Annotated in this window: 26 protein-coding genes and 4 tRNA genes; 9 read left to right on the top strand and 21 right to left on the bottom strand. The window is 61.0% G+C overall.

The features are described 5' to 3' along the window. Positions 1-17 precede the first annotated feature (17 nt). Both CK486_RS13175 and CK486_RS13170 read right to left on the bottom strand, forming a co-directional pair. The gene (locus CK486_RS13175) at positions 18-848 is read right to left on the bottom strand and encodes an SDR family oxidoreductase (RefSeq protein ID WP_095940773.1); all 831 of its coding nucleotides are present in this window, start codon (positions 846-848) and stop codon (positions 18-20) included. A gap of 36 nt (positions 849-884) precedes the next feature. After that, positions 885-2,411, bottom strand: a complete 1,527-nt coding sequence (locus CK486_RS13170; RefSeq protein WP_095940772.1) for an NAD(P)/FAD-dependent oxidoreductase — start codon at positions 2,409-2,411, stop codon at positions 885-887. 145 nt (positions 2,412-2,556) lie between these two features. Here CK486_RS13170 and CK486_RS13165 point away from each other — a divergent pair, with 145 nt between their 5' ends. Both CK486_RS13165 and CK486_RS13160 read left to right on the top strand, forming a co-directional pair. Next, positions 2,557-3,819 (top strand): CdaR family transcriptional regulator, encoded by a 1,263-nt coding sequence (locus CK486_RS13165; RefSeq protein ID WP_095940771.1) that lies wholly within the window; start codon positions 2,557-2,559, stop codon positions 3,817-3,819. A 299-nt stretch (positions 3,820-4,118) separates the two neighbouring features. After that, complete coding sequence (locus CK486_RS13160; protein ID WP_095940770.1) at positions 4,119-4,583, top strand: copper chaperone PCu(A)C; 465 nt, start codon at positions 4,119-4,121, stop codon at positions 4,581-4,583. Between the two features lie 48 nt (positions 4,584-4,631). Here the strand turns inward: CK486_RS13160 and CK486_RS13155 are convergent, their stop codons facing one another. Next, positions 4,632-5,255 (bottom strand): trimeric intracellular cation channel family protein, encoded by a 624-nt coding sequence (locus CK486_RS13155; protein WP_095940769.1) that lies wholly within the window; start codon positions 5,253-5,255, stop codon positions 4,632-4,634. A 14-nt stretch (positions 5,256-5,269) separates the two neighbouring features. Further along, entirely contained in the window at positions 5,270-6,622 is a 1,353-nt protein-coding gene (gorA, locus tag CK486_RS13150; RefSeq protein ID WP_095940768.1) for a glutathione-disulfide reductase, read from the bottom strand. Between the two features lie 90 nt (positions 6,623-6,712). Here gorA and CK486_RS13145 point away from each other — a divergent pair, with 90 nt between their 5' ends. Further along, a complete protein-coding gene (locus CK486_RS13145) occupies positions 6,713-7,156 on the top strand; it encodes a VOC family protein (RefSeq protein ID WP_095940767.1) in 444 nt (147 codons plus the stop codon). A gap of 24 nt (positions 7,157-7,180) precedes the next feature. Here the strand turns inward: CK486_RS13145 and galU are convergent, their stop codons facing one another. From galU to CK486_RS13090, 11 genes are all read right to left on the bottom strand, one after another. Further along, the gene (gene galU / locus CK486_RS13140) at positions 7,181-8,020 is read right to left on the bottom strand and encodes a UTP--glucose-1-phosphate uridylyltransferase GalU (RefSeq protein ID WP_095940766.1); all 840 of its coding nucleotides are present in this window, start codon (positions 8,018-8,020) and stop codon (positions 7,181-7,183) included. A 48-nt stretch (positions 8,021-8,068) separates the two neighbouring features. Next, a complete protein-coding gene (locus CK486_RS13135) occupies positions 8,069-9,430 on the bottom strand; it encodes a UDP-glucose/GDP-mannose dehydrogenase family protein (protein ID WP_095940765.1) in 1,362 nt (453 codons plus the stop codon). Between the two features lie 88 nt (positions 9,431-9,518). After that, positions 9,519-10,460: a DUF808 domain-containing protein gene (locus CK486_RS13130; RefSeq protein WP_095940764.1), complete on the bottom strand. Its 942-nt coding sequence runs from the start codon at positions 10,458-10,460 to the stop codon at positions 9,519-9,521. Between the two features lie 72 nt (positions 10,461-10,532). Continuing rightward, positions 10,533-10,868, bottom strand: coding sequence for a hypothetical protein (locus tag CK486_RS13125; protein WP_141248909.1), 336 nt, complete (start codon positions 10,866-10,868; stop codon positions 10,533-10,535). Positions 10,869-10,950: 82 nt separating this feature from the next. After that, positions 10,951-11,037 (bottom strand) — tRNA-Leu (locus CK486_RS13120). A gap of 134 nt (positions 11,038-11,171) precedes the next feature. Then, positions 11,172-11,245, bottom strand: a tRNA-Cys gene (locus tag CK486_RS13115). A 36-nt stretch (positions 11,246-11,281) separates the two neighbouring features. After that, a tRNA-Gly gene (locus tag CK486_RS13110) sits at positions 11,282-11,357 on the bottom strand. A 67-nt stretch (positions 11,358-11,424) separates the two neighbouring features. Continuing rightward, complete coding sequence (gene pgsA, locus CK486_RS13105) at positions 11,425-11,988, bottom strand: CDP-diacylglycerol--glycerol-3-phosphate 3-phosphatidyltransferase (RefSeq protein WP_095940762.1); 564 nt, start codon at positions 11,986-11,988, stop codon at positions 11,425-11,427. Between the two features lie 31 nt (positions 11,989-12,019). Next, the gene (gene uvrC, locus CK486_RS13100) at positions 12,020-13,858 is read right to left on the bottom strand and encodes an excinuclease ABC subunit UvrC (protein ID WP_095940761.1); all 1,839 of its coding nucleotides are present in this window, start codon (positions 13,856-13,858) and stop codon (positions 12,020-12,022) included. Next, positions 13,845-14,489 carry a UvrY/SirA/GacA family response regulator transcription factor gene (gene uvrY, locus CK486_RS13095; protein ID WP_095940760.1) on the bottom strand — a complete coding sequence of 215 codons (645 nt, stop codon included), beginning with the start codon at positions 14,487-14,489 and terminating at the stop codon, positions 13,845-13,847. Before uvrY ends, uvrC begins: the two co-directional genes overlap by 14 nt. Positions 14,490-14,604: 115 nt before the next feature. Then, positions 14,605-14,694, bottom strand: a tRNA-Ser gene (locus tag CK486_RS13090). Between the two features lie 197 nt (positions 14,695-14,891). Here CK486_RS13090 and CK486_RS13085 point away from each other — a divergent pair. The 6 genes from CK486_RS13085 to CK486_RS13060 all read left to right on the top strand — a co-directional run bounded on the left by CK486_RS13085 (position 14,892) and on the right by CK486_RS13060 (position 18,019). After that, positions 14,892-15,560 (top strand): Bax inhibitor-1/YccA family protein, encoded by a 669-nt coding sequence (locus CK486_RS13085; protein WP_095940759.1) that lies wholly within the window; start codon positions 14,892-14,894, stop codon positions 15,558-15,560. Between the two features lie 102 nt (positions 15,561-15,662). Next, on the top strand, positions 15,663-16,055 hold the full coding sequence (gene tusD / locus CK486_RS13080; RefSeq protein ID WP_095940867.1) for a sulfurtransferase complex subunit TusD: 393 nt from the start codon (positions 15,663-15,665) through the stop codon (positions 16,053-16,055). Then, positions 16,055-16,414 (top strand): sulfurtransferase complex subunit TusC, encoded by a 360-nt coding sequence (gene tusC, locus CK486_RS13075; protein ID WP_095940758.1) that lies wholly within the window; start codon positions 16,055-16,057, stop codon positions 16,412-16,414. The genes tusD and tusC overlap by 1 nt, the downstream gene beginning before the upstream one ends. Then, positions 16,414-16,713, top strand: a complete 300-nt coding sequence (tusB, locus tag CK486_RS13070; protein WP_095940757.1) for a sulfurtransferase complex subunit TusB — start codon at positions 16,414-16,416, stop codon at positions 16,711-16,713. The genes tusC and tusB overlap by 1 nt, the downstream gene beginning before the upstream one ends. Then, positions 16,710-17,045, top strand: coding sequence for a TusE/DsrC/DsvC family sulfur relay protein (locus tag CK486_RS13065; protein WP_095940756.1), 336 nt, complete (start codon positions 16,710-16,712; stop codon positions 17,043-17,045). The genes tusB and CK486_RS13065 overlap by 4 nt, the downstream gene beginning before the upstream one ends. Continuing rightward, positions 17,042-18,019: a glycosyl transferase family protein gene (locus CK486_RS13060; protein WP_095940755.1), complete on the top strand. Its 978-nt coding sequence runs from the start codon at positions 17,042-17,044 to the stop codon at positions 18,017-18,019. The genes CK486_RS13065 and CK486_RS13060 overlap by 4 nt, the downstream gene beginning before the upstream one ends. Here CK486_RS13060 and cysG read toward each other — a convergent pair whose 3' ends face one another. The 6 genes from cysG to ftsK all read right to left on the bottom strand — a co-directional run bounded on the left by cysG (position 18,020) and on the right by ftsK (position 25,622). Continuing rightward, positions 18,020-19,414: a siroheme synthase CysG gene (gene cysG / locus CK486_RS13055; protein WP_095940754.1), complete on the bottom strand. Its 1,395-nt coding sequence runs from the start codon at positions 19,412-19,414 to the stop codon at positions 18,020-18,022. Between the two features lie 70 nt (positions 19,415-19,484). Next, complete coding sequence (serS, locus tag CK486_RS13050) at positions 19,485-20,765, bottom strand: serine--tRNA ligase (protein ID WP_095940753.1); 1,281 nt, start codon at positions 20,763-20,765, stop codon at positions 19,485-19,487. Positions 20,766-20,863: 98 nt separating this feature from the next. Next, on the bottom strand, positions 20,864-21,238 hold the full coding sequence (crcB, locus tag CK486_RS13045; RefSeq protein ID WP_095940752.1) for a fluoride efflux transporter CrcB: 375 nt from the start codon (positions 21,236-21,238) through the stop codon (positions 20,864-20,866). Continuing rightward, positions 21,235-22,560: a replication-associated recombination protein A gene (locus tag CK486_RS13040; protein WP_095940751.1), complete on the bottom strand. Its 1,326-nt coding sequence runs from the start codon at positions 22,558-22,560 to the stop codon at positions 21,235-21,237. The genes crcB and CK486_RS13040 overlap by 4 nt, the downstream gene beginning before the upstream one ends. An 8-nt stretch (positions 22,561-22,568) precedes the next feature. Then, entirely contained in the window at positions 22,569-23,195 is a 627-nt protein-coding gene (lolA, locus tag CK486_RS13035; protein ID WP_095940750.1) for an outer membrane lipoprotein chaperone LolA, read from the bottom strand. A gap of 18 nt (positions 23,196-23,213) precedes the next feature. Next, on the bottom strand, positions 23,214-25,622 hold the full coding sequence (ftsK, locus tag CK486_RS13030) for a DNA translocase FtsK (protein WP_095940749.1): 2,409 nt from the start codon (positions 25,620-25,622) through the stop codon (positions 23,214-23,216). Positions 25,623-25,800: the final 178 nt, after the last annotated feature.

Genomic DNA, 25,800 nt, shown 5'->3' with positions numbered 1-25,800 from the left:
CTTGTTCAGGCGAAAGATCAGGATCGGCGGCGTACCAGGTCGTACTGACGCGGGTCGAGCATGCTCTTGAGCATCCGGTAGAGCAGGCGATTGCGGCGCTCCAGTGTCATCGCCCACGATGCGAGCCAGACCGGACGCGACTGGTGACCGATGACAATGCGTTGCTTGCCGCTGCCAATGCAGCGGATCACTTCATGAACGACATCAAGTGGGTCGGTCTTGAGAAACTGGCGGGTAAAGGCCTCGCCGTTCGGCGAATCCTTGGCGATGTTGGTGTTGATGCCGCCGGGATGCAGCAGGTGCACAGAGATCGGACTTTCCTGCAGCTCGACCATCAGCGACTCGGTGAAGCCGCGCACGGCGAACTTGGCCGCGCAGTAGTCCGAGGCGTTGGGTGTGCCGACCAGGCCGAAGATGCTGGAGACGTTGACGATCGCACCCTCGCCGTTGGCCAACAGCTGCGGAAGGAAGGCGCGGGTGCCGTGCACCACGCCGAAGAAATTGATGCGCAACGTGCGCTCGTAGTCTTGGTCTTCCATGGCCCAGACCGGCTGGCCGCCACCCCCGACGCCGGCGTTGTTGATCACCACATGGGCATTACCCAATGCCTGCTGCACCGCAAGGGCAAATGCATACATGGCCTCGCGATCGCCGACGTCGAAGGCCTGGCTGAACACAGCTGCGGCCTGTGATCCTTCCAGCATGCGCACGGTTTCGGCCAGACCCGCCGCGTCGTAGTCGTTGAGCGCCAGGCGGGCGCCGAGGCGGGCGAACTCCAGGGCATAGGCGCGGCCCATGCCGGAACCGGCGCCAGTGATGACGATGACCTTGTTGGCAAAATTTTTCATTGTTGTTGTCCTGACCAATAAGGGCTGTGCCCGGCTTCAGGCCGGTGCGAGCTGAGGGCTGGCCGCATCGCCTGCGGTAATGCGGGTGCCGGCTTTGGCGAAACGCAGATTGGGGTCGGTGACCGGTCCCTCGCGCAGCACCTTGGCGTCATGCAGGTAATTCATCGACATCAGCCACGGCGACTCCATGCCCTGGCGCGGCAGCATCGGCAGGGCGCGCTGTACGTAGCCGGCGCCGAAGTCGAGCAGCGGGCGAGTAGGCATGTCGGGGCTGGGCAGGTGTGGATAGCAGAACGCCTGTCCACGCTGCTCGGTGTGCTTGATCAGGCGGCAGAAGTGCTCACAGAGCAGACCTACCTTCAATGTCCAAGAAGAGTTGGTGTAGCCGACAGCGAAAGCAAAGTTGGGCACGTCATCAAGCATCATCCCCTTGAAGGCAACCTTGCGCGATAAATCCAATGGCTCGCCATCGACGCTTATTTGCATGCCACCAAACAGCTGCAGATTGAGGCCTGTTGCGGTGATGACAATGTCTGCCTCCAACTCGCGACCGGACTGCAGCGACACGCCACGTGGAGTGAAGCTGCGGATGCGGTCGGTGACTATCGAGGCGCTGCCATCTGCCAGGCGCTTGAACAGGTCGCCGTCGGGCACAGCGCACAGGCGCTGGTCCCAAGGGTTGTAGGGCGGGTTGAAATGTTCGTCGACCGGGTAATCCTTCGGCAGGCTGAGCTTGGTGAAGAAGCGGATCAGCCGCCGGGAGAAGTGTGGAAACTTCTGGCACAGCAGCCAGATCCAGCGCGCCAGCAGGATGTTCTTTTTTCGCGTCATGGCGTAGGCGCGCTCGGCGGGGAACCATTTGCGCAGGAGCAGGGCAACCGGGTCTTTCTGCGGCACGGTCAGCACGTAGGTGGGCGTGCGCTGCAGCATGGTCACGTGGGCGGCCTTGTCGGTCATGGCCGGCACCAGGGTAACGGCGGTGGCACCGCTGCCGATTACCAGCACGCGCTTTCCGCTGTAGTCCAGATCTTCCGGCCAGTGCTGTGGGTGGATCACCTGGCCGCCGAATTGCTCAATGCCCTCGAATTTGGGTGTGAAGCCCTGGTCGTAGCGGTAATAGCCGGCGGCGGAAAACAGCCAGTTGCAGGTCATGCGCTGCTGCTCGCCGCTTTCCAGGCATTCGATGTCAACTGTCCAGCAGGCAGTGTCACTGCTCCAGGCCGCTCGGCTGACCTTGCGTTGGTAACGGATATGCCGGTCGATTCCGTTCTCGCTGGCGGTTTCGCGCAAATAATCGAGGATCAGATGGGCATCGGCGATGGCCTGGCTGCTGCGCCAGGGCTTGAACTCGTAGCCAAAGGTATAGAGATCCGAGTCGGAGCGAATACCTGGGTAGCGGAACAGATCCCAGGTGCCGCCACTGGCCTCGCGGGCCTCGAGGATGGCATAGCGCTTGTCCGGCAGGTCGCGTTGCAGATAGTAGGCTGCGCCGATACCGGAAAGGCCGGCGCCGATGATCAACACATCGACATGCTCGATGGATGGTTGCTGCTGGACAGTCAAGGACGCCTCCCGGGGTGATTGTGTCTGAGGTGATGCTCAAGTGTTTTTGACAAGGGTTATGCCAGGCAAGGTATAAACTGCAGCCTATTGAGTTGATATTGGTGCAGTTCGCACCTTTGTCGGCGGTGCTGATGGAGGTCAGTTGATGCAGTTAAGCTTTCCAACCCCTGCAGCAGGGCCCTGGCCCGCGGCTTCGCCGCGGGTGCGCGAGTTGCTGCGCCTTGGTGCCGAGCATGTGCTCAATGCCCCGGCCGAATGGTTGGAAGCCATCGATCTGGCCGGGCTGAGCCACCACAGTATGAAGTCGCTGGCGGAAGACCCGGTGCTGATGTCGGCCTCGCGCCGCGCCGCTCGCTTCAGTCTGATCCACTGGGCCCGCGCCAATATCGAAAGGCCTGGCGATCCTGTGCCGCCTTATATGCCTGCCGATGAGTTGAGCGTGGCGCGCGAACTGCTGCGCTTGGGCAAGACGGAACTGCTGTTCTACGGCGCCCGAGCCGCACAGGCTGCAGCCTGGCAGCAATGGATGGGCATTGCATTTGAACTGACTAGCGATCGTGATGAGCTTCGAAATTTGCTGGAAGTATCGGCACGCTCAATCGATGACTACATCGGTGCGGGGATGGACATTCTTTCTGACTTTCTGCGTCGCGAGCGAGAAGCAGAGCAACATGACTCACACGTGGAGCGACGTGAACTGGTGACCGCTATTGTCGAGGGTAGCGAAGTCCAGGTAGCCCAAGCGAGCCGAAAACTCGGCTACGCACTTGAGCAGCCGCATCATGCAGCGGTCATTTGGTGCGAGGAGGGTGATACCCGCCTGGCCGATCTGGAAGCCGCTGCCAGTGTGCTAATCCGCTCCAGCTCGGATGGAAAGGCATTAAGCGTGATCGCCAACGCAGCCACACTTTGGGTCTGGATATCTGGACTGAGGCCTATCGATCAGGGGCATCTCGAAGCTTCGATCAGGAAAGTTCCTGGCGTTCATGTTGCCATCGGCAGTGCGGGGCACGGAGTAGAAGGCTTCCGCCGGGCCCATCTTGATGCTCTCACGACCCAACGGGTATTGGGGCGCCTTCGGTCCACGGCCCAGGTTGTCAGCTTCGATGATATCCGCCTGGTTTCACTTATGACGCGGGATCCCAAAGCCAACCAGCGTTTTGTCGCCCACACGCTTGGCCAGCTAGCGAATGCGCCTTCGCAGCTCAGGCGTAGCCTCCTGGTTTTCTTGGCGTGTGGCAGCAATGCCAGCCAGGCAGCACAGCGTTTACACACACATCGGAATACGCTTCTACGGCGACTGGCACGGGCACAGGAGCTGTTACCCAGACCTCTTGAGGATAATCGAGTCCATGTTGCCGCCGCGTTGGAGGCCTTGAATTGGACGCAACTAGGAGAACGCTCGTAGCTTATCAGTCACAGGCACAACAGCAGATGATGTCAGTTCCTTGATATCGACAAGCTTGAGATTCTGTCAGTTGCTTGAGGCTCGATTTGGAGCATTTGCTTCGCAGAGCCCAGCATCGCCCAAGCCAGCCTCACTCCCACACCGACAGATACACAGGTTCGCATAATGTATATTATGTTAAATTAAGCATTTGGATTATGTTTCTTGGCCATGCGCCAGTTTGTCGCGCGGCAGCTACGCGCAGCACTTGACCAAGCCACATGCTAATGTGTGCTCTCACCCTTCGATCGGAGTTCTATATGCTGCGTAATCTGTTTGCCAGCGCGGTACTGCTGTCGCTTTCAACCTTGAGCCTGGCCCACGAGTACAAGACCGGCGATCTGATGATTGATCATCCATGGGCACGCGAATTACCGCCGACTTCACCTACTAGTGCGGCTTTTTTCATCCTGCATAACCATGGCGATCAAGAAGATCGTTTGCTTGGCGCGAGCACTCCAATTGCTGGAAAAGCTGAACTGCACACGCATGTGCATATGGGGGAAGTAATGCGCATGCAGAAAATCGACTCAGCGGCCATTCCTCCGCACGGAATGACAGAGTTCGTGCCTGGTGGCAATCATGTGATGCTGTTCGATCTGAAACAACCGCTCAAAGCTGGTGACAGTTTTCCTTTGACCTTGGAGTTCGAGAAAGCAGGCAAGCTCGAAGTTCAGGTCAAAGTTGAAACTGCTCCACCCGGGCATGAGCATCAAGGGCATTAAAAGAGCGAGTTTGGGCGGTGCTGCTGCGCCGCCCTCTTCTCTTTGTGTTTAGTCGCGGTCTAGCAAGTGGAACCGTGGCAAGGACAGTCCCCAGCGCAATGCCGCCAGTCGCGCGAGCAATACCACCAACATTGCTACCCCGGTCGCAAGCCAGTGCGTCAATTCCAGCTCCCTAAGTGCAATGAACACAACAGAGCCAAAAATGCAGGCTGTGGCGTAGATTTCCTTGCGGAAGATCAGCGGGATCTCGTTGCAGATCACGTCGCGCATGACGCCACCCGCCACGCCGGTCATTACTCCCATGATCACGGCCGTGCTGTGAGGCACGCCTTGGCGCATCGCCACTTCGGTGCCGATCACGGTAAATACGGCAAGGCCGAAGGCGTCAGCCAGTAGCAACCCTTTCTCGTGGATAGGCTGAGTCAAGCGCACCCAGACCACCGTGCCGATGGCAGACAGCGAGGCCACCACGATGTACAGGTCATTGCGGATCCAGCTCACCGGATGGTTGTCGAGAATCAGGTCACGCAGGGTGCCGCCGCCCAATGCAGTCACGATGGCAATCACCAGCACGCCGAACAGATCCATGGACTTGCGCCCGGCCATCAGCGCGCCGGTAATGGCGAAAACGGCCACACCAAACAGGTCGGAAAGGTAGAAAAGTTGTTCCATGAGTCAGCTTTGCCCTAAATTGGGGCGCGCATGGTAACAAACTCTTCCGCAGCCGTTGGATGAATGCCGATGGTTTCATCGAAAATCCGCTTGGTGGCGCCGGCCTTGATGGCGATGGCGATGCCCTGAAGGATTTCTCCGGCCTCAGGACCGACCATATGGCAGCCGAGAACGCGGTCCGTTTCGGCATCCACCACCAGTTTCATCAGGCTGCGCTCCTGGCAGTCGGTAAGCGTCAGTTTCATCGGCCGGAAGCGGCTCTCAAAGATTTTCAGCGTGTAGCCGGCGGAGCGGGCCTGCTCTTCGCTAAGGCCTACGGTGGCCACATTGGGCAGGCTGAATACGGCCGTGGGAATGTTCTGGTAATCCACCGGCCTGTATTCTTCGGGCTTGAACAGGCGCCGGGCCACCGCCATTCCCTCGGCCAGGGCAACAGGCGTGAGGGCGATGCCGCCGATCACATCGCCGATGGCCAGTATCGATGGCGTACTGGTTTCATAACGCTCGTTGACCTGAATGAAGCCACGCGCATCGAGCTGGACATTGACGTTTTCCAGCCCCAAGTCATCCAGCATCGGCCGGCGCCCGGTGGCGTAGAACACACAGTCGGTTGCCAGCTTGCGGTCATCATTCAGGGTGGCCAGCAGGCTGCCATCAGCCTGGCGTTCGATACACTGGATGTCCGCGTTGAACTGCAGGTCCAGGCCCTTCTTGACCAGTTCCTCCTTGAGGTGCGCCCGCACGGACTGGTCAAAGCCTCGCAGGAACAGCTCGCCGCGATAAAGCAGCGATGTCTGTGCCCCCAACCCCTGGAAGATTGAGGCAAATTCCACGGCAATGTAGCCACCGCCGACCACCAGCACGCGCTTGGGCAGCTCCGGCAGGAAGAAGGCGTCATTCGAGGTGATGGCCAGCTCCTTGCCGGGAATATCCGGAATCTGCGGCCAGCCGCCGGTGGCGATGAGGATATGGCGTGTCCGGTAGACCTGCCCCGCCACCTCGACACTGTGTTCATCGCGCAATCGGCCATGGCCCTCCAGCAGGGTCACACCGCTACCTACCAGCAGGTTGCGGTAAATGCCGTTGAGCCGTTCAATTTCGCGGTTCTTGTTGGCAATCAGGGTCGGCCAGTCGAACGCCTGCTCGCCCAGTGACCAGCCAAACCCGGCCGCCTGAGCGAAGTCCTCATGGTAATGGGCGCCGTAGACCAGCAGCTTCTTTGGCACGCAGCCTACGTTGACGCAGGTACCGCCGAGATAGCGGCTCTCGACGATGGCCACGCGGGCGCCAAACCCGGCGGCGAAACGTGCGGCACGGACGCCGCCGGAACCTGCACCTATTACCAGCAGATCGAAATCAAAGGACATGGCTATTCTCCTGAATCAGGCCGCCAGCATACGCAAGTTGAGCCTGGCTGCCGATAACCGGGCCTGTGCAGCATCATGCGGAGGAACGTCATGCGCCCCACCCTCACCCATATTGCCTTGCATGTTGTCGATCTGGACGCCTGCATTGCCTTCTATGAACGATTCTGCGGCATGGTGGTGATTCACCAGCGGCCCGGCAAGGGCTCGCGGATCGTCTGGATGAGCGAGCCGGGCAAGGAGCACAGCTTTATCCTGGTCATGATGCCGGGCGGTGTTGACCGCAACCTGTCGGCGACTGACTACAGTCACTTCGGCTTCGCCGTGGAGAGTCGGGCGGCCGTGGATGCCATCGCCGCGGAAGCCTTACGCGAGGGATGTCTGATCTGGCCGCCGCGTGATGAGCCCTACCCTGTTGGGTACTACTGCGGGCTGCGAGACCCAAACGGTAACTATGTCGAGTTCAGTTACGGCCAGCCGCTGGGGCCGGGCGCTGAACAAGTGCCTATTCCCCAGAATGCACAAAGCCACCCGTAGGTGGCTTTGTGAGGACCGTCTGGCTTAGTAGGCCTTGCCGGTCTTGTAGAGGTTTTCGTAGCAGAAGTTGGTCGCCTCGATGTAACCCTCGGCGCCACCGCAGTCGAAACGCTTGCCCTTGAATTTGTAGGCAATCACACAGCCGTCCTGGGCCTGCTTCATCAGGGCATCGGTGATCTGGATTTCGCCACCCTTACCCGGTTCGGTCTGCTCGATCAGATCGAAGATATCCGGAGTGAGAATGTAGCGGCCGATGATCGCCAGGTTCGACGGAGCATCTTCCGGCTTGGGCTTCTCGACCATGCTGTTCACCCGGTAGATGTCGTCACGGATCATCTCGCCGGCAATCACACCGTACTTGGAGGTCTCTTCTTTAGGGACTTCCTGAATCGCGACGATGGAGCAGCGGAACTGGTTGTACAGCTTGACCATCTGCTGCAGCACGCCGTCACCTTCCAGGTTGAAGCACAGGTCATCGGCCAGTACCACGGCGAAGGGCTCGTCACCTATCAGCGGACGGCCACAGAGGATCGCATGACCCAGGCCTTTCATTTCGACCTGGCGGGTATAGGAGAACGAGCACTCATCAATCAGGCGACGGATACCGACGAGGTACTTCTCCTTGTCGGTCCCCTGAATCTGGTGCTCCAACTCGTAGCTGATATCGAAATGGTCTTCAAGTGCGCGCTTGCCACGACCGGTAACCATGGCGATCTCGCTCAGGCCGGCTTCCAGAGCCTCCTCAACACCGTACTGAATGAGTGGCTTGTTGACCACCGGCAGCATTTCCTTGGGCATGGCCTTGGTGGCAGGCAGAAAACGAGTACCGTAACCAGCAGCCGGGAACAGGCATTTCTTGATCATGACAAACCTAGTGTTGAGGGGTGGGCCAGTAAATGCCGCGCAGTCTAATCAGGCGGCCTCTTCCTTACAATGCCCCTGAATAGCGCGACCGACGCCCTGATAGACAAAACCCAGCGCGCGTAGTTCAGCAGGGTCATAGAGATTGCGGCCATCCAGTAACAATGGCCTGCGCATCAGTTGGCGCACCTGAGCAAAATCCGGTTGGCGGAACTGTTTCCACTCGGTTACCAGTACCAGTGCTTCGCTGCCTTCCACCGCCGCCAGGGCGCTTTCGCAGAGTTGCAGCTGGCCACTGGCGACCTCCCTGGGATAACGGCTGGCCACTCCTGCATTCGCCACCGGGTCGTAGGCACGCACCTGACAGCCGGCTAGCAACAGTGCATCCAGCAAGACCAGGCTCGGGGCCTCACGCAGGTCGTCGGTACCCGGCTTGAATGCCAATCCCCAGAGCGTGACGACACGACCTTGCAATAACCCGCTGAAGTGTTCGCGCAACGCCTGGAACAGCAGCGTCTTCTGCAGCGCATTGCGGGCCTCCACCGCTCGCAATACGCCGGGCTCGATCCCGAGCTGCTCGGCGCTGCGGATCAGGGCTCGCACATCCTTGGGGAAGCAGGAGCCCCCATAGCCGCAACCGGCGTAGATGAAATGGGTGCCAATGCGCCGGTCACTGCCGATACCCCGCCGCACCTGCTCGATATCCACCCCAAGCCGGGCGCACAAACTGGCCATTTCGTTGATAAAGGAGATCTTGGTGGCGAGAAATGCATTGGCGGCGTACTTGCTGAACTCGGCTTCGCGCCGGGGCATCAGCAAGATGCGCTCATGGTTGCGCACGAAGGGGGCATAAAGCCGTCGCAATACGTCACCCGCATGCGGGCAGTCACTGCCAATGATCACCCGGTCCGGGCGGGTGAAGTCCTCCAGCGCACTGCCCTCCTTGAGAAATTCCGGATTACTCAGGACCGGCACACTGAAGTTCAGGCTGCGCTGCTGTAAGGCATTGCGGATGCGCTGCTCGACCCGCTCGGCGCTGCCGACAGGCACCGTGGACTTGTTGACCACGATGCACGGCTTGCGCAGCACCCTGCCCAGCTCATCAGCCGCTTCCAGCACGTGGCGCAGGTCGGCCGAGCCATCCTCCTGCTGCGGCGTGCCGACCGCAATGAAGATCACGTCGGCGTGCAGCACTGCTCCGCGCAGGCTGGCGCTGAAACTCAACTGACCGCTGGCCTGATGCTGGGCAAGCAGGCTTTCCAGGCCTGGCTCATAAATCGGACTCCGGCCGCCTCGCAGTTGCGCAAGGCGCGCTGTGTCGCGCTCCACGCAGATCACCCGATTGCCCATTTCGGCGAAACAGGCCGCCGTTACCAGTCCGACATAGCCGGCGCCAATCACGCATAGCTGCATTGCCCGCCCCTCATCTTGTGCTGAAGGCGATTGCAGCGCAGCTACGTGGCAGGCGAGTGACAGGTGAGCGACGGGCCGATGACAGTGCTTATGCGCTTGGCCGCAGCTGTTGCCACAGTTTGCTGCTCAGGCTGACCAGCAGCAGACAGACAGCACCGGCGGCAATGCCCAGCAGGCCATCCAGCAGCGTTGGTGTAACGACTGCCAGCGCAGGCCCGACGCTGCCAAGACTGGAAAGGCTCTGAGTGGCCGCCTGGATCGCATGATGAGCCCAAGGCCAGCCATGACTGAGGATGCCTCCACCGACCAGGAACATCGCCGCCGTGCCGACCACCGACAGAGCCTTCATCAGCCAGGGGGCAAAGGCCAGTATGCCGCGGCCTATACGTTGGCTGAAGGCAGAGGGTTGCTGCAGCAGATGCAGGCCGGCGTCATCGAGTTTGACGATGCCGGCAACAAAACCGTAAACCCCGACGGTCATCAGCAACGCAATGCCAGACAAGACCGCGAGTTGCTGGCCAAAGCTGCTGGCGGCGACAACTCCGAGGGTAATGGCGATGATCTCCGCCGAGAGGACAAAGTCAGTACGGATGGCGCCTTTGATCTTGTCCTGTTCGAAGGCCAACAGGTCGATGTTCTCGTTCTGCAGGGCAGCTATTTCATCGGCATGCGCCTGCTCGGTTTCAGCTGCGCTGTGAAGAAACTTGTGCGCCAGCTTCTCGAACCCTTCGAAACAGAGGAAAGCCCCGCCCAGCATCAACAACGGGGTAATCAGCCAGGGTGCAACAGCACTGATGAGCAACGCCGCCGGTACGAGAATCAGCTTGTTGCGCAGCGAGCCCTTGGCCACTGCCCAGACCACGGGCAGTTCACGATCGGCTTTCACGCCGGTGACCTGCTGGGCATTGAGCGCCAGGTCATCACCCAGTACGCCCGCCGTCTTCTTGGCGGCTACTTTGGTCATCACCGACACATCGTCGAGTACGCTGGCAATATCATCGAGTAGAGCAAGCAGGCTGGTTCCGGCCATTCAGGCAGTCCTTGTCATTGATGGAGGGTTGAGAACGGCGCGTAGTAAACCAGCAACTTTGTGCGCTGAACACTAGGGGCGATAGCCCTGCTGCACATCCGTGCGCTGTCCCGGTGTCTGCTCAATTACCCGGCCATCGGGATACTCGGTGCTCTGCCGCAAGCCTCCGCTGGTCTGGGTCTGCTCGCTGCCGTAGCGATATACCTGGGTATTGCTGACGTCGCTGGGCACCCGCGTGCCGTTGTACACGTCATAGCGCTGCTGACTGCTCGAGGACTCAATGCTGCCTGAAGCCCCGGGGCTGACGTACACCCGCTCGATCGGCTGCATGTTTCGTGTCTCGGCCTGGGACACTACGAACGGAGCAAAGACTGTGCTGCAGATGAGGAAAACGGCAGATGTGCGCATGACATGTCTCGCAGGCTGAAGTCCCGCCAGATTCACGCGAAGTTAGGACTTGTGCAAGCGTTGCGCAAAAAGTTGCTGAAGGTGGTGCCCCGAGCCGGACTCGAACCGGCATGACCGTGAGGTCGAGAGATTTTAAGTCTCCTGCGTCTACCGATTTCGCCATCGGGGCGGTAGCGCTTCCCGGCCAAAGCCGTGGCTGGCCGGGACTATATAAGTCCATTCGGAAGCCTGCAAGGCGTGCAGGCAGTTCCGTTAGGACAAACAAAAAGCCCCGTACATCTGAAATCTACGGGGCTTTTCATATGGAGGCTGAGGTCGGAATCGAACCGGCGTTCACGGATTTGCAATCCGGTGCATAACCACTCTGCTACTCAGCCATTATGCAAACGGGCCGTATTACGGCCCGTAAAATTTGGAGCGGGAAACGAGACTCGAACTCGCGACCCCGACCTTGGCAAGGTCGTGCTCTACCAACTGAGCTATTCCCGCGTTGTCGTGCTGACGGGGGCCATTCTAGCGTTTTAAAAACGCTCGTCAACCCCTTGATTCAAAAAGTTTATTTTTTTTCGACTTCGGTGCTGAGGTGTGGCCAGGCAGCCAGCAGATACTGCGCCATGGACCACAGTGTGAGCACCGCCGCTACGATCAGCAGCAGGTAACCCAGCACTACATAAACCGAGAGTTGCGGCGGATTGGCAATCAGAATGACCAGCGCGACCATCTGTGCGGTGGTCTTCCATTTGCCCAGATTGGATACCGCCACCTGAGCACGTGCGCCCAGTTCGGCCATCCATTCACGCAGCGCGGAAACCACTATCTCGCGGCCGATGATAATCACCGCAGGCAGGGTCAACCAGAAGCTGGCGTGCTCCTCTACCAGCATCACCAGGGCGACAGCCACCATCAGCTTATCTGCCACCGGGTCAAGGAATGCACCAAATGGCGTGCTCTGCTCCCAGCGCCGCGCAAGGTAGCCATCCAGCCAGTCGGTCAGGCTGGCGACGGCAAACACCGCACTGGCGGCGAGGTAGCTCCACGCAAAGGGGAGATAGAACAACAGGATGAAGACCGGGATGAGCAGCACGCGCAGCAGGGTCAGCAGGTTCGGAATATTGGTCATCAGTCTGTTCGCAACAGGAAGTGGCGCGATTCTACTCGCTGTGCAGCACCGCATAAATCGACTCGGCGAGCTTTTTGCTAATACCCGGCGCTTTGGCGATCTCATCAATACTGGCGCGACCCAGCTCCTGCAACCCGCCGAAATGCTTGAGCAGGTCGCGCCGACGCTTGGGGCCTATGCCGGGCACATCTTCCAGACTTGAGGTGCGCCGGGCCTTGCCGCGGCGCGCACGATGGCCGGTGATGGCAAATCGGTGCGCCTCATCGCGCACCTGCTGGATCAGGTGCAGGGCCGGGGAATCGGCCGGCAGGGTGAATTCGTGCTCGGCATCATTGAGGTAGAGGGTTTCCAGCCCGGGCTTGCGCGTCACCCCTTTGGCCACGCCAAGCAGCACCTGATCGGTGAGGCCTAGCTCCTGCATGACAGCCTGAGCCATGGCCAGCTGGCCTTTACCCCCGTCAATCAGCAGGATGTCAGGGCGCTTGCCCTCGCCGTCCTTGACCTTGCTGAAGCGTCGCGTCAGGGCCTGGTGCATGGCTGCATAGTCGTCGCCACCGGTAATGCCTTCGATGTTGTAGCGACGGTAATCCGACTTGAGCGGGCCTTCGGGGCCGAATACCACGCAAGAGGCAACGGTGGCCTCACCGCTGGAGTGGCTGATGTCGAAACACTCCAGACGCTGCAAGGGTTCGGCGAAATCCAGTGCATCGGCCAGTGCCTCAAAGCGCGCTGCCAGATGCTGACGGTTAGCCAGGCGGGCGCCGAGGGCCTGCTCGGCATTGGTCAGGGCCAATTGCTGCCACTTGGCTCGGGTGCCGCGTACCCGCACACTGATTTCAGGCTGGCGCCCGCGCTGGCTGGCAATAGCGCCGGCCAGGGTCGGCAGGTCTTCATGCTGCACGTTGACGATCAGCTCGCTGGGTACCTCACGTTCTTGGCTGCCCAGGTAATACTGGGCAAGGAAGGCCATCAGCACATCGCCGCCCTCCTCCTCGATGGCGACCTGCGGGTAGAAGTTCTTGCTGCCCAGCACGCGGCCACCACGTACGCTGAGCAGATGAACGCAGGCACCGCCCGGGTTGACCACCGCAGCGATAATGTCGACGTCGCCACTGCCGCCTTCCATGCTCTGCTGATCCTGCACGCGGCGCAGCAGCGCGATCTGATCGCGCAATTCGGCTGCGCGTTCGAAATCCAGGGTCATGGCCGCCTGTTCCATATTGCGGCTCAGCTCGTCAGTTAGCTGATTGCTGCGTCCCTCCAGGAACAGTACAGAGAGGCGCACGTCCTCGGCATATTCCGCAGGTTCTACCAGACCGACACAGGGCGCCTTGCAGCGCTTGATCTGGTACTGCAGGCACGGTCGCGTGCGGTTCTTGTAATAGCTGTCCTCACACTGCCGGACCTGAAAGGTTTTCTGCAGCAGATTGAGGCTCTCACGGATGGCTCCGGCGCTGGGGTATGGCCCGAAGTAACGCCCCTTGGCCTTCTTTGCGCCGCGATGAATACCCAGTTGCGGAAAGTCGCCCTCCCCGAGCAAGACATAAGGGTAGGATTTGTCGTCGCGCAGCAGGATGTTGTACGGCGGCCGCCATTCCTTGATCAGCGTCTGCTCGAGCAGCAGGGCTTCGGTTTCATTGGCGGTGATGGTGGTGTCGATCTGGGCGATGCGCGCGACCAGTGCCGCGGTCTTGGGTGCCAGGCCGGTCTTGCGGAAATAGCTGGCAAGACGCTTTTTCAGGTTCTTGGCTTTGCCGACATATAGCAGACGGCCTTCGCCATCCTGCATGCGGTAGACGCCGGGATGGCTGCTGCAGTGAGCGAGGAAGGCCGAGGCGTCGAATGCCGGGCTGGCTTCAGGCGCCGGCATCGACCATGCCATGCCGCACGGCCAGCAAGGCCAATTCGACGTCGCTGGTGATGTCCAGTTTTTCGAAGATGCGGTAACGGTAGGTGTTGACCGTTTTGGGCGACAGGCACAGCTTGTCGGAAATGTCCTGCACCTTCTGGCAGCTGACGATCATCAGAGCGATCTGGATCTCCCGCTCGGACAACAGTTCGAACGGCGACTCGCTGGCTTTCGGCTGGAACGACTTGAGGGCCATCTGCTGGGCAATCTGCGGGCTGATATAGCGCTGCCCGGCAAAAACCTGGCGAATGGCCTGAACCATTTCCTCTAGAGCGGCGCCCTTGGTCAGATAGCCGGCGGCACCCGCCTGCATCAGGCGCGTGGGGAACGGATCATCCTCGCACACGGTGACAGCAACGACTTTGGTATCGGGATGGCTGTGCTGCAGCTTGCGGGTAGCCTCAAGGCCGCCGATGCCGGGCATCTTGACGTCCATGAGGACGACGTCTGGCTTGAGTTCGCGAACCTTTTTCAGGGCTTCCTCGCCCGTTTCGGCTTCACCGACCACTTGCAGGCCGCTGATATCGGCCAGCATGCGGGTAATGCCTGTGCGAACCAGATCGTGGTCATCGACCACCAGAACACGAATCACACATCACCTCGCCTAAACGCGAGCCGCCATCCATTGAGCGGTCTTGTTCGGAATGCCAGACGGGCTGCTGCCTGTGGCTCTGGCTCACCTGCGCAGCGCGCAGGCAGAGCAAATATGGCGGAAGCGGTGAGATTCGAACTCACGGAAGAGTTTCCCCTTCGACGGTTTTCAAGACCGTTGCATTCAACCGCTCTGCCACGCTTCCGGCGTATGCGGGCGGCAATACTACCGCAACCTTTTCGCCTTTCAAATAGTTGATTTGCCGGCATTTCATCAGCAACAGGAAGAAAGTGCGCTGCACTGCAACAACCTGATAAATACCTGTGGTTGGTTGCCGCAGTGGATTTGCTATGCTCGCCTCAAACCCTGGTCAGGGACTGTCCAATCACTGGGAGTGATGTCATGCAACAACAACCCTATTCCATCGAGCAACTTCAGGGTGAGCAGACGCAGGTCAGCTCCGTACTGCGCAACACCTATGGCCTGCTGGCCATGACCCTCGGCTTCAGCGGCCTGGTCGCCTACATGGCGCAGCAGATGAACGCAGCCTATCCGAACATTTTCGTCGTTCTGATCGGTTTCTACGGTCTGTTCTTCCTCACCGTCAAGCTGCGCAACTCGGCCTGGGGTCTGCTGTCGACCTTTGCCCTGACTGGCTTCATGGGCTACACGCTCGGCCCGATCCTCAACCGCTACCTGGGCATGGCCAATGGTGGCGAGGTGATCACGGCGGCCTTTGCCATGACCGCGCTGGTGTTCTGCGGCCTGTCGGCTTATGTGCTGACTACCCGCAAGGACATGAGCTTCCTCAGCGGCTTCCTTACCGCCGGTTTCTTCGTCCTGCTGGGCGCTACCCTGGTAAGCATCTTCTTCCAGATCAGCGGCCTGCAACTGGCGATCAGCGCCGGCTTCGTGCTGTTCTCCTCCGCGGCGATCCTCTACCAGACCAGCGAGATCATCCACGGCGGTGAGCGCAACTACATCATGGCGACTATCAGCCTGTATGTGTCCATCTACAACCTGTTTGTCAGCCTGCTGCAGCTCTTCGGCATCATGGGCAGCGACGACTGATCAACCAGTCTCTGGAGAAGCCCGCTTCGGCGGGCTTTTTCATGCCTGTTTGCCGCCAAACGGCGTTATCATGCGCGGCTTCATGGATTGCCAGTGACGCTGATGAAATTTGCCATCGCCCTGCACGCCCCTGCCCACTCCCCGGCTGCCCGCCGTGCCCTGCGCTTTGCCGAGGCCACGCTGGCTGGCGGTCACGAGATAGTGCGCCTGTTCTTCTATCAGGACGGTGTCTACAGCGCGTCCAGCACGGTGGTCAGCCCACAGGATGAGCTCGATACCGCGCGGCAATGGCGCGAGTTTGTCGAGCAGCACCAGCTGGATGCGGTGGTATGCATTGCTGCCGCCCTGCGTCGCGGCGAGCTTAACAGCGAAGAGGCTCAGCGCTACCAGCGTTCGGCAGCCAGCATCGGGGCGCCCTGGGCGCTGTCCGGCCTCGGTCAGCTGCACGAGGCGATCCAGCAGTGCGATCGTCTGATCTGTTTTGGAGGCAACTGATGGCTCAGTCACTCTTGCTGATCAGCCGTCAGGCGCCGTGGTCTGGCCCCGGCGCACGTGAGGCGCTGGATATTGCCCTGGCAGGCGGAGCTTTCGATCTGCCGCTGGCGCTGCTGTTTCTCGATGACGGCGTCTTCCAGCTGCGCAAGGATCAACAGGCTGCGCTGCTGCAACAGAAAGATCTGGCCGCCAACCTGCAGGCACTGCCGCTGTTTGGTGTGGAAGAACTTTATGCCAGCCAGCGTAGCCTAGACGAACGCGGCCTTGTGGCGAGTCAGCTGGGTTTGCCGGTGAAGGTTCTGGATGACGAGGCACTGCGCGCCCTGCTTGGCCGCTTCGACCAGGTGATGACGATCTGATGAGTACCCTGCATATCCTTGCGCATTCGCCCTTTGCCGACAGCCGTCTGGCCAGTTGCCTGCGTCTGCTGAGCGGCGATGATGGCCTGCTGCTGTGTGGCGATGCGGTGTATGCCCTGCAACACGGAACACGCATGAGCCAGGCCCTGGAACTGATGCCAGCCTCCATCAGCCTCTATGCCCTGCAGGAAGATGTTCAGGCGCGCGCCATGGAGCTGCCCGAGCGCGTGCAATGCATCGATTATCCGCAGTTTGTCGCCCTGACGCTGCACTATGTCAAGGTCAACAGCTGGCTATGACTGAGTTACATGTCGATGGTCAGCGGATTGCCCTGGATCAGGACGGCTACCTCTGTGAACTAACGGACTGGTCGCCGTCCGTGGCAATTGCGCTGGCCGAAGCAGAAGGCCTTGCACTGACACCGACGCACTGGGCCGTGCTCAATGCCCTGCGTGAGTTCTATGCCGAGTTCCAGCTGTCTCCGGCCACTCGCCCGCTGGTCAAATACATCGCCCTCAAGCTCGGCCCCGAGACAGGCAACAGCGCCTGCCTCAATCAGCTGTTCAAGGGCACTCCCGCCAAGCTCGCAGCCAAGCTGGCCGGGCTCCCCAAGCCGACGAACTGCATATGATCCTTGAAACTCCGCCTGAGCATCCCTTTGCCGTTTTTGTCCGCATTCTGGGTAAAGGCAAGCGCGGCGCCCGCGATCTGACCCGGGCGGAAGCCCGTGAAGCCATGGGCATGCTGCTTGATGGTCAGGCCGAGGATACCCAGCTTGGCGCCTTTCTCATGCTGCTGCGGCACAAGGAGGAAAGCGCCGAGGAACTGGCCGGCTTTACCGAGGCCGTACGTGCACGCTTGCCGGCAAATGGCATCTCGGTGGATATCGACTGGCCCAGCTACGCGGGCAAGAAACGTCACCTGCCCTGGTATCTGCTGGCAGCCAAGGCTCTGGCGGCCGGTGGTGTTCGTATCTTCATGCATGGCGGCGGCGCCCATACCGCCGGCCGGATGTATGCCGAGCAGTTGCTGGCGGAGCTGGATATTCCGCTGTGTCGTGACTGGAATAGCGTTAAGCAGGCGCTGGACAGCCAGCATCTGGCCTTCATGCCGCTGGGCGACTGGATGCCCGGCCTGCAGCGCATGATTGATCTGCGCAACACCCTGGGCCTGCGCTCGCCCATTCACTCGCTGGCACGCATCCTCAACCCTCTCGGCGCCCGTTGCGGCCTGCAGAGCATCTTCCATCCCGGCTATCAGGAGCCGCACCGCGAAGCCAGCCGCCTGCTGGGGGATCACGCAATCGTCATCAAGGGTGAAGGCGGTGAGATCGAGATCAACCCGGATTCGGCCTCCCACCTCTACGGCACCAGCAATGGCGAAGCCTGGGATGAAGAATGGCCGGCGCTGTCGGCCCAGCGCCACGTCAAGCCTGCGCAGCTGGACTCCGCGCACCTGACTGCCTTCTGGCGGGGCGAGGTTGCTGATGACTATGGTCGTCTGGCCGTGGTGGCAACCATGGCTCTGGCGCTACGTGGTCTTGGGGAGCCTCGTGAAAGCGCCTTGCAGCGGGCCGAAGCCTTGTGGGCTGAGCGTCTGGCTTGATCAGACGCAGGCCTGGGCGCCTTCGAACCAGGCCAGTTTTTCCCGCAGGCTGACCACTTCACCAACGATGACCAGTGTCGGCGCGTGCACATCATGCCTGGCCACCAGTTCGGCCAGATTGCTCAGGGTGCCGCTGTAGACACGCTGCTGCTGGGTCGTGCCCTGCTGAATCAGGGCCGCCGGTGTGTTGGAAGCGCGACCATGGGCGATCAGTTGCTGGCAGATGTCCGCCAGACCGGTCAGGCCCATATAGAACACCAAGGTCTGGCTCGGGCTGACCAGATCCGCCCAGTTCAGGTCGAAACTGCCGTCCTTGCGGTGCCCGGTGACAAAGCGCACCGACTGCGCGTGGTCGCGATGGGTCAGCGGAATACCGGCATAGGCGGCGCAGCCGGAGGCGGCGGTAATACCCGGGACGACCTGGAAAGGAATGCCTTCGGCGGCCAGCTCCTCGATCTCCTCACCGCCGCGCCCAAAGATGAACGGGTCGCCACCCTTGAGGCGCAGAACCCGCTTACCCTCTTTGGCCAGCTTGACCAGCAGGCGGTTGATCTCTTCCTGCGGCACCGCATGCTCGGCACGGCGCTTGCCGACATAGAGACGCTCGGCATCACGGCGGCACAGCTCGATGATGGCGGGCGCCACCAGACGGTCATAGAGCACCACGTCGGCCTGCTGCATCAGGCGCAGGGCACGGAAGGTCAGCAGATCAGGGTCGCCCGGACCTGCGCCCACCAGATACACCTCGCCCAGCGCACGTGGCGCCGCGCCATTGACCTTCTCCTGCAGCAGACGCTCGCCCTCGGCCAGTTTGCCGGCAAACACGCTTTCGGCGATCGGCCCCTGGAAAACATCCTCCCAGAACACGCGGCGCTGCTGCACATCGGGGAACAGACCTTTGACCTGCGCGCGGAACTTCTTCGCCAGACCGGCCAGCTGCCCGTAGGTAGCCGGTATCCAAGTCTCGATCTTGGCGCGGATCAGTCGTGCCAGGACCGGCGCGTCGCCGCCGCTGGTGACGGCGACGATCAGCGGCGAGCGGTCGACGATGGCCGGGAAGATCACGCTGCACAGTGCCGGCGCATCGACCACGTTGACCGGGATGCCGAGCCCTTTGCAGTCTTCTGAAATCCTAGCGTTCAGCGGTTCGTCATCGGTGGCGGCGATCACCAGGCTGACACCCTGCAGATCACTTGCCTGATAGCCACGCAGCAGCAGCTCGCCGGAGCCCTGCTCCACCATCTCGCGCAACTCATCGCGCACTTCGGGGGTGACTACCCGCAGGCGGGCGCCGGCATCGCTGAGCAGACGGGCCTTGCGCAAGGCAACCTCGCCACCGCCGACAACCAGCACCAGACGATCCTTGAGTTTGTGGAACAGCGGCAGGAAATCCATGGCTCGATCTCACCAGAGGTAAAAAAACGGGGTGGCCTTCGCCACCCCGCATTGTGTACTGCGACCTGTCTTAGCCGATCACTTCCAGCCCGGCCATATAGGGCTTCAGCACTTCAGGCACGCGGATGCTGCCGTCGGCCTGCTGGTAGTTCTCCAGCACCGCCACCAGGGTGCGGCCCACCGCCAGGCCGGAGCCATTGAGAGTGTGCACCAGCTCCGGCTTGCCGGTTTCCGGGTTGCGGTAACGCGCCTGCATGCGGCGCGCCTGGAAGTCGCCACAGTTGGAGCAGGAGGAAATCTCGCGGTATTTGTCCTGGCTCGGAATCCACACTTCCAGGTCATAGGTCTTGGTTGCGCCAAAGCCCATGTCGCCGGTGCACAGCGCCAGCTTGCGATACGGCAGTTCAAGCAGCTGCAGAACGCGCTCGGCGTTGCCGGTCAGACTTTCCAGCGCTTCGTAGGACTTGGACGGCTCGACGATCTGCACCATCTCGACTTTGTCGAACTGATGCTGGCGGATCATGCCGCGGGTATCGCGCCCCGAGGCGCCGGCCTCGCTGCGGAAGCATGGGGTATGGGCCACGAACTTCAGCGGCAGTTGTTTGGCATCGAGAATCTCGCCGGCCACGATATTGGTCAGTGAAACTTCGGCAGTCGGGATCAGGTACAGGTCGGCCTGGTCTTCCCGGCCGATCTTGAACAGGTCTTCCTCGAACTTGGGCAGCTGCCCCGTGCCCTGCAGGGCGGAAGCCTGGACCAGATAAGGCGTGTAGGCCTCTTCATAGCCGTGTTCAGCGGTGTGCAGGTTGATCATGAACTGAGCCAGTGCCCGGTGCAGCCGGGCAATAGGCCCGCGCATCAGGGCAAAACGGGCGCCGGAGAGCTTGGCGGCCGTCTCGAAGTCCAGCCAGCCATGCTGCTCACCCAGAGCGACGTGGTCCTTGACCTCGAAATCGAAGCTGCGTGGAGCCCCCCAGCGCGACACCTCGACGTTGCCGTCTTCATCTTCGCCAACCGGCACCGACTCGTGCGGCAGGTTGGGGATGTTCAGCAGCAGCGCATCAAGATCGCCCTGGATGCTTTCCAGTTCGCGCTTGCCGGCTTCCAGATCGGAACCCATCTGATCCACCTCGGCCAGCAGAGGGGCTATGTCTTCACCGCGGGCCTTGGCCTGACCGATGGCCTTGGAGCGGGTGTTACGCTCGTTCTGCAGCTGTTCGGTGCGGGTTTGCACGGTCTTGCGCTGAGCCTCGAGGGCTTCGAAACGCGCCACGTCGAGCTGGAAGCCACGGGTAGCCAGACGCTCCGCTACTTCGTGGAGCTGCGAACGTACGAGTTTGGAATCGAGCATGGTGATCTTCTCAAACAAAACAGTCAGTTAGGGCCCGCAAGGAGCATGATGCTGCGCAGTTTACGGAGTCTGCGCAGTCAAGCCGAGTTTTTTTGCGTTTATAGCCGCGCCAGGCTCATGCCCAGCCAGGCGGCACCCAGCCCACCGAGCACACTGCCGAGCAGGTAGCTGATGGCCAGTCCATGCTGGCCGCTTTCCAGCAGGCGCAGCACTTCCAGGCTGAAACTGGAAAAGGTGGTCAGGCCACCCAGCACGCCGACGGTAAGGCCGGTACGCAGAACCAGCGGAATATCGCTGCGAAGCAAAAACCAGGCGGAGAGAAAACCGATGGCCAGGCAACCGATCAGATTGACCGCCAGAGTGGCCAGGTAGTAATGCCGTGGCCAGTTGGCCACCACCCAGGTGCTGGTCAGAAAGCGCAGCAGGGAACCGGCGGCGCCGCCCAGCGCGACAGCAATGGCTACCTTGATCATGGTTTTCTCCGTTGCCGCGGGCTCTGCCGGTCGAGCCTGGCCAGGTGCTCAAGCTTGTCACGAATCTTCAATTCAAGGCCGCGCGGCACAGGCTGGTAATACTGGCGCGGCTCGAGCTGCTCGGGGAAATAGTCCTCGCCGGCGGCGTAGGCATCCGGCTCGTCATGGGCATAGCGGTATTCCTCGCCGTAACCCAGCTCCTTCATCAGCCTGGTCGGCGCATTGCGAAGGTGCAGCGGTACCTCCAGCGAACCGTGCTCGGCGGCATCGCGCATGGCGGCCTTGAAGCCCATGTACACCGCATTGCTCTTGGGTGCGCAGGCGAGATAAACCACTGCCTGGGCCACGGCCAGCTCGCCTTCGGGGCTGCCCAGACGCTCCTGCACATCCCAGGCATTGAGGCACAGTGTCAGGGCACGCGGATCAGCATTGCCAATATCCTCGCTGGCCATGCGCACCACGCGCCGGGCCAGGTAGAGCGGGTCGCAGCCGCCATCTAGCATGCGCGCGTACCAGTACAGGGCAGCGTCCGGGTTCGACCCACGTACCGATTTGTGCAGTGCGGAAATCTGGTCGTAGAACGCCTCGCCGCCCTTGTCGAAGCGCCGACGGCTGTCGCCCAGCATATTCTGCAGCAGATCAACGCCCAGCTGGCCACCGTCTTCGGCCAGATCGGCAGCGTTTTCCAGCAGATTGAGCAGACGCCTGCCATCGCCATCGGCAGCGGCCAGAAGGATCTGGAAGCTCTCTTCGGACAGCTGCAACTGGCGCTTGCCCAGCCCCTTCTCCTCGCCCAGTGCGCGCGCCACCAGTTTGCGCATCGCAGCCTCATCCAGGCTTTTCAGCACATAGACGCGGGCGCGAGAGAGCAAGGCATTGTTCAGCTCGAACGAGGGATTTTCGGTGGTGGCGCCGATAAAGATCAGCGTGCCGTCTTCGACATAGGGCAGAAAGGCATCCTGCTGACTCTTGTTGAAGCGGTGTACCTCATCGACGAAGAGGATGGTGCGGCGGCCATACTGGGCGGCCTGCTGCCTGGCCATCTCCACTGCCTGACGGATCTCCTTGACCCCGGACAGCACAGCGGAAATCGTCTCGAAATGGGCATCTGAGACCTGGGCCAGCAACTTGGCCAGGGTGGTCTTGCCCACACCTGGTGGCCCCCAGAAGATCATGGAGTGCAGGGCGCCCTGCTCCAGCGCTTCGCGCAGCGGCTTGCCGTGGGCCAGCAGGTGCTCCTGGCCGACATACTCGTCCAGGCTGCTGGCGCGCAGCCGCGCCGCCAAAGGCTGGGCGATGGGCGCGCGGCCGAACAGGTCCATGGCGAGTGTTATTCCTCGATCACATCCGCGCCCGGCGGAACTTCGAAGTTGAACTGCGCCGCATCCAGCGGCTGGTTCATCTTCACTTCGCGGAACAGGATGTTGGTGCGCTGACCGATGGTGTCGAGCAACTGCATGTCGTTGATCACGCCATCGCGGAAGGACAGACGCAGGGTATCGAACAGGCTGTCCTTGGCTTTGGGCTTGAGGAAGAAGTCGACGATGTTGCCGCCTTCCTTGTGAGTGATGGAAAAGCTCTCGCTGATCTTGGAGATGTCACCGGAGAGCAGCAGCGCCGGGGTTTGGCTCAGGCGCTGATCCAGATTCTGGATGGTCACCTGCTCCAGGTCCGGGTCATACAGCCAGACTTTCTGTCCATTGGAAACCAGCAATTGCTCAAGGGGCGGGTCGGTATGCCAGCGCATCAGACCGGGGCGCTTGAGGGCCATCTTGCCGGTGGTTTCCTGCAGGTTGACCCCCGAACCATCGAGGCTTAGCTGGGAAAAGCTGCCGGTGATGGTCTGCGCCTGCGTCAGCAGTTTGGTCAGGCGGGCAATGGATTCGGTTTCGTCGGCCTGTGCCAGAAGGCTGGCACAGGACAGAGCGGCAATACAGAACAAGCGAAACAGGCGCATCGAATTCCTCACGGCAACTTAATCACGGATAGGCGCAGGGGCTATGACCTCGCGCGAACCGTTGGTGTTCATCGAGGTAACTACGCCGGCCATTTCCATCGACTCGATCATTCGCGCGGCGCGGTTGTAGCCGATTTTCAGCTTGCGCTGCACGGCGGAGATGGACGCACGGCGGCTTTCGGTAACAAAACGCACGGCCTCGTCATACAGCGGGTCTTCTTCACTGCCTTCACCACCCTCGCCGCCGGTGGTGTCGAAGGAACCACCGCTGCCTTCGTCGGCTCCATTGAGGATGTCCTCGATGTAGTCCGGCGAACCACGCAGCTTCCAGGCCTCAACCACGCGGTGCACCTCATCATCGGAGACAAAGGCACCATGCACGCGGATCGGCAGGCCCGTGCCCGGGGGCAGGTAGAGCATGTCACCATGCCCAAGCAGCTGCTCCGCGCCACCCTGGTCGAGAATGGTGCGCGAGTCGATCTTGCTCGATACCTGGAAGGCCATGCGGGTCGGAATGTTGGCCTTGATCAGACCGGTGATCACGTCCACCGAGGGGCGCTGGGTGGCGAGGATCAGGTGAATGCCGGCGGCTCGGGCCTTTTGCGCGATACGGGCGATCAGCTCTTCGACCTTTTTGCCGACGATCATCATCATGTCGGCAAACTCGTCGACCACGACCACGATGGTCGGCAGCGGCTGCAGCTCGGCCGGCTGATCGTCCTGATTTTCGCGCTTGAACAGAGGGTCGTAGATCGGTGTGCCGGCTTCGGCAGCGTCCTTCACCTTGCGGTTGAAGCCGGCCAGGTTGCGCACGCCAAGCTTGGACATCAGCTTGTAGCGGCGCTCCATCTCGGCCACCGACCAACGCAGGGCATTGGCGGCCTCTTTCATGTCCGTTACCACCGGGCACAGCAGGTGCGGGATGCCCTCGTAGATCGACAGTTCCAGCATTTTGGGGTCGATCATGATCAGTCGCGCCTCTTCCGGCGTCGACTTGAACAGGATCGACAGCAGCATGGCGTTAACGCCGACCGACTTACCCGAACCGGTGGTACCGGCTACCAACAGGTGAGGCATGCGCGCCAGATCGGTGATCACTGGCTTGCCGCCAATGTCATGGCCCAGTGCCAGGGTGACCGGCGACTTGGCTTCATCGTATTCGCGGGACGACAGCACCTCCGAGAAACGCACGATTTCGCGGTCCTCGTTGGGAATCTCGATGCCGACGGTTGTCTTGCCGGGAATCACCTCGACCACCCGCACGCTGATCACGGCCAGCGAGCGGGCAAGGTCCTTGGCCAGGTTGGAGATACGGCTGACCTTGACCCCGGCAGCAGGCTGAATCTCGAAACGGGTGATCACCGGGCCCGGATGCACCGACTCGACCGTGACTTCGACACCAAACTCCTTGAGCTTGATCTCCAGCAGGCGCGACATCGCCTCCAGCGATTCGGGTGAGTAGCTCTTCTGCTTCTTCTCGGCGGGGTCAAGCAGGGAGATGGGCGGCAAGGTGCCTTCTACGGCACTGTCGACAAACAACGTCGCCTGCTTTTCCTTGAGCACTCGCTGGCTGGGGGCTGCGGGTTTCTGCTCAGCCGCAGGCGGTATGACCACGGGCGCCGGACGCTTTTCGCGCTCGCTGATGGATTTGGCCAGGGATTCCTCGCGCTCGATCACCCGTTCCTTGACCTTGGCGCGCTCGACCTTGTCGACCTTGACCGGGGCAACCACCTCATCGACCTGCAGGTCGACCTCGCGCAGCTTGACCTTAAGCTGCTGGCGCTCCTGGCGGGCGGCCCACCAGTTCTCGATGGCGTTCTGGATCAGTTCGATCAGGTCCAGGGTGATCTTGCCGGTGATATCCATCACCTTGAACCAGGACAGGTCAATGAACACCGTGAGACCGAACAGGAACAGGGCCAGGAACAGCAGCGTGCTGCCCTGCACGTTGAGGGCACTGATCGCCAGTTGCCCCAGGCTTTCACCCAGCGCACCACCGGCGGAGGCTGGCAGGCTGTTGCCCGCGTGAAAATGGATGTAGGCCAGCGCCGAGCCGGATAGCACCAGAAAGACCAGACCGATCATGCGCCAGGAGAACAGCCAGCCGCTCCAGTCGATCGGCTGATGGCGATGACGGAATACCTGCCAGGTCTTGGCCGCCAGCAGCAGCGGGAACAGATAAGCGAAGTACCCGAGGATCATGAACAGCACGTCCGCCGCCCAGGCGCCTACCCGGCCGGCCGCATTCTGCACCTGCGTAACGTTACTGGTATGAGTCCAGCCTGGATCGGAGGGCGCGTAGGTCAACAGCGCCATCCACAGAATCAGGCACAGCGCGCACAGCGCCAGGAGCAGCCCTTCCTTGAGGCGGGATTTGATCTGCTGGCGCCAGAGCGGCAATTGGGCTTGCGATCGGGTGTCCTTCAAAACGGGTCTTTCCTGCACGCGGGGCGTGTCATCTCAGCGGGCCAAGGCAAGCGGCCATTGTACGGTTTTACCTGACGCTTGCCATGGCAAGTGCGCCTCGCGCTTTTGCCGCCCCGTCCGGGTTGGGTGTAGCATAGCCGCCAGTTCTCTTCGCAACGCTCCATTGGAGCATGCATTC

The sequence above is a fragment of the Pseudomonas sp. HAR-UPW-AIA-41 genome (genome assembly GCF_002304225.1).
Taxonomy (GTDB): Bacteria; Pseudomonadota; Gammaproteobacteria; order Pseudomonadales; family Pseudomonadaceae; genus Aquipseudomonas.
The sequence above is the reverse complement of the archived record's forward strand: the minus strand, read 5'-3'. Positions and strand labels throughout refer to the sequence as shown.